This window comes from Cyanobium sp. NIVA-CYA 375 (assembly GCF_056108345.1).
In genome coordinates this window covers 1-3,740 of the sequence record NZ_JBSYHW010000128.1, presented here as the reverse complement: position 1 = coordinate 3,740, position 3,740 = coordinate 1, and the positions used below count along the sequence as shown (strand labels likewise).

Annotated in this window: 2 protein-coding genes; both read left to right on the top strand. The window is 60.1% G+C overall.

The genetic code is table 11. The annotated features are described in order from the left end of the window. Positions 1 to 225: hypothetical protein (locus AC01FP_RS16405; RefSeq protein WP_474481738.1), on the top strand; the 225-nt coding region annotated here is incomplete at its 5' end. A 469-nt stretch (positions 226 to 694) separates the two neighbouring features. Further along, on the top strand, positions 695 to 3,740 hold a 3,046-nt coding region (locus AC01FP_RS16400), incomplete at its 3' end, for an Eco57I restriction-modification methylase domain-containing protein (protein WP_474481737.1).

Genomic DNA, 3,740 nt, shown 5'->3' with positions numbered 1-3,740 from the left:
GACCGAGAGATTGAGAAGAGAGAACGAAGCGCTGCGATCGATCGATTCGCCGACGATCTCCAGGATCATTACAGCGACCTCAAGGCTCAGGCAGACTTCCTCAGGGTCCCCTTCCGTGAACTTGTTGACACATCCGAATTAAGAGAGCAGCTTAATATTGTCGGTTTTACGCCTACGGACGAGGAGTTTGAATATATTTTGGCTGAGCTGGGCCTGGGAGAATAACCATGCTATGCAGCCCCTCTAGATCTAACCCTGAGTTTCGGGCTTACGTTAATCAGCTAATCCAATCCAAGTCTTGCAGTCTAATCGTGATAAGGCTGCGATATCGCAAAGGGGCTGGGTGCTTGAACAGTTCGGATTGGAGTTGTTTTGGCGAATGGGCGCCAGCGTGGCATCAGACGAGCTTGGAGGTGGTCATCGCCATCTCCGCCCACAACGGCCCAGGCCTGGCTGCACGAGTGGCGGGAGCAGGGCCTTCTGGAGCCAGCCCAGTCCGGTCAGCGGATCCGCAGCTGGCAGCTGCAGAACCCGCGGTGGGCGTGGGTAATAGGCCAATTCGAGCAGAAGGAATAAGCCAGGTGAATCTGCTTATCCATCACCCCTGCTGGCGACACTTCCCAGTCCAGGCAAGCCTTAGGGCTAGTAAATAAGCCAACTCGCCATTCAGCGTTAGCACCCATTTCTTGCCTCCATGCCCCGCCGCCCCTCCACCACTGACCCCGAACTCCTGGCCCACCAGCAGTGGCTGGGCTATCTGCAGCCCGTGGGCTTGGTGGTGGCTCCTGCAGCAATGCAGGACGCCGGTTGGGTGGTGGCCCGCAGTGGCAGTGAACTGATCGAGCGGCAGCAGCGCTACCGAGATGGCCTCGAACCCCTGGGCGGAGACGACGACGATGCGGATGAGCGAGAACTGGGTTTTACCGGCATCAAGACCTTGCTGGTGGAGCAATTGGGCTGGGGCACCGATCAGGTGCAGAGCGACCAGAAGCTGATTGAGGGCTACACCAGAGAGCTGCCTGAACTGGGGGAGACGCTGCAACCGACGGCAGTGGTTCCAGTCGCCAGCGGCGAAGGCGCGCAGCTGCTGGTACAGGAATTGCCACTGCTCACGCCCCTAGATCAAAAGCTCACCGCTGGTGAGCACCTCTGGAGGGCTTCACCGCAGGAACGCTTTGAGCGGCTGCTGCGCGAAACGGGGGTGGAAGCGGGCCTGCTGTTTAACGGTGCCCAGCTGCGGCTGGTGGTGGCACCCAAGGGGGAAAGCTCCGGCTATCTCACCTTCCCGCTGGCGGATCTGGCGGAGGTGAGCGGCCGGCTGATGTTCTCGGGGCTGGATCTACTGCTGGGGCAGAGCCATGTGTTCCTCGATCCCGATGGCTACCGATTGATTGATGTGCTCAAAAAAAGCCGCAGCTTCCAGGCGGTGGTGAGCAATGCCCTGGCCGATCAGGTGCTGGCGGCGCTGTGGGATCTGCTGCGGGGCTTCCAGCAGGCCGATGAGCTGAGCCAGCGGCAAGACATTGAACTGCTGGGCGATTTGCCCGAGCGGGATGCCCAGCAGCTCTATGGCGGCTTGATCACCATGCTGATGCGGCTGGTGTTCCTGCTCTACGCCGAAGACGAAGCGCTGATGCCCAGCGATGCGGTGTACGAGCAGAACTACAAGCTCAGCGGCATCTACGAGCAGTTGCAGCAGGACGAGAGCGAATACCCCGACACCATGGAGCAGCGCTACGGCGCCTGGGCCGGGCTGATGAGCCTGTGCCGGCTGGTGTTCGACGGCGGCGGCCCCACGGCCGACTACCTGCCGGCACGCCACGGCCAGCTGTTTGATCCGGCTGTGTACCCCTGGCTGGAGAGCCCCTGGATCAGCGACGGCGTGGTGCTGGCGGTGCTGCGCAACCTGCTGATCGTGAATGGCGCGCGCATCAGCTACCGCGCCCTCGATGTGGAGCAGATCGGCTCGGTGTACGAAGGGATCATGGGCTACGCAGTGCGCCGCATCCCTGGCCGCTGCATCGGCCTGAAGAGCAAGCCCCAGGGGGCGAAGAAGCAGCTCACCACAGCGGTGGATCTAGATGCCCTGCTGGCTATGCCCGGCGGCAAACGCAAGGCCTGGCTTGAAGAGGAGGCCGGCACAACTCTGCCGCCTAAATCTGCAACGGCATTGAAGGACGCCAGCAGCGAAGCCGAGCTACTGGAAGCCCTCGTTCCGCGCATCAACCGCGATCTGTTCGATGGCCCCCAGGCGGCCGGCGGCCTGGTGTTCCAACCCACCGAGGAACGGCGCCGCAGCGGTAGCCACTACACGCCCCGATCACTCACAAGGCCGATCGTGGAGGAGGCGCTGCGCCCCTGGCTGGAGCGCTGCCACCACCGCCCCACGGCGGCCCAGATACTCGATCTGAAGATCTGCGATCCGGCCATGGGCTCTGGCGCTTTCCTGGTGGAGAGCTGCCGCTTCCTGGCCGAATTGCTGGAGCAGGCCTGGTCCCGCGAGGGTCTGCCGGAGGCCTTGAAGCCTGGCGGCCACGCCCATGGCGAAGAACCCTTGATCTACGCCCGCCGACTGATTGCCCAGAGCTGCCTCTATGGGGTGGACAAAAACCCCTTCGCGGTGAACCTGGCCCGCCTCAGCCTCTGGCTGGTGAGCCTCAGCAAGGGCGCGCCGTTCACGTTTGTGGATCACGCCCTGAAGTGCGGCGATTCGCTGGTGGGCATGGAGCGCAGCGACATCGAAGGAGCGTTGAAGGGCGCCAGCCTGCAGCGCGAACTTCAGATCGAATACCTGGATCAGGTGCGGCAACAGGAGGCCAAGAGCTTTGCGCTGTTCCATGCCGACAGCCGCAGTGATGCCGACGACGCCCAGAAGCGCCAAGCCCTAGATGAGCTGAACGCCAGCACCGCCTACCTGCGCACGGTGGGGGATCTGCTAGTGGCAGCGTTCTTCAACGGCAAGAAGCCGAAGGATCGCGAGGAGCTGAAGCAGCTGTATCTGGCGGCCACGCTCCAGCACAGCTCAGCGGCGGAGCTAGAAATATATTTAGCCGAACCTCTGGAGCGACTGCGTGGGGGCGAGAAGGGGATCCAGCCGCTGCACTGGAAGATGGCATTCCCTGATGTGTTCGGAAGGGAGCGGCCTGGGTTCGATGTGTTTATCGGGAACCCGCCATTTGTGGCCGGAAAGGACTTGTCCGGCAACTTCTCAGACCGCTATGTTGAATGGCTTCAAACACTGTTTGCGGCAAAGACGGGCCAGGGAGATATTTGCGCTTTATTTTTCAGGTTAACATTTGCCTTGACCCGGAAAAGTGGAACTATATCCCTGCTTGCGACAAACACCATCAGCCAGGGAGATACCCGCAGGATAGGCCTTTCTCACATAACAGCCTCCGAAGACGGAGAGATTTATTTCGCAATTCGGAGACTGCCCTGGCGTGGAATAGCTGCCGTTACAACGAGCATAGTTTGCATCAGCAAGGGAAAGTCGAGGCTCATAAAAAAACTGGATGGAGCCTCTTGTGCAGCAATCAGCGCTTACTTGCTTAAAGGGACGTTTAGCTCTGACCCCCACAGGCTGGCAAGCAATTCAAGCAAAGCCTTTATGGGCTTCTACAACTACGGAGAAGGCTTCATCTTTGATGACGCAAATGATGAATGCGAAAATCTCTCTGCAATGCACTCTATTCTTAACCAAAACCCAAGTTTTAAGCGCGTAATACACCCGTTTATTGGCG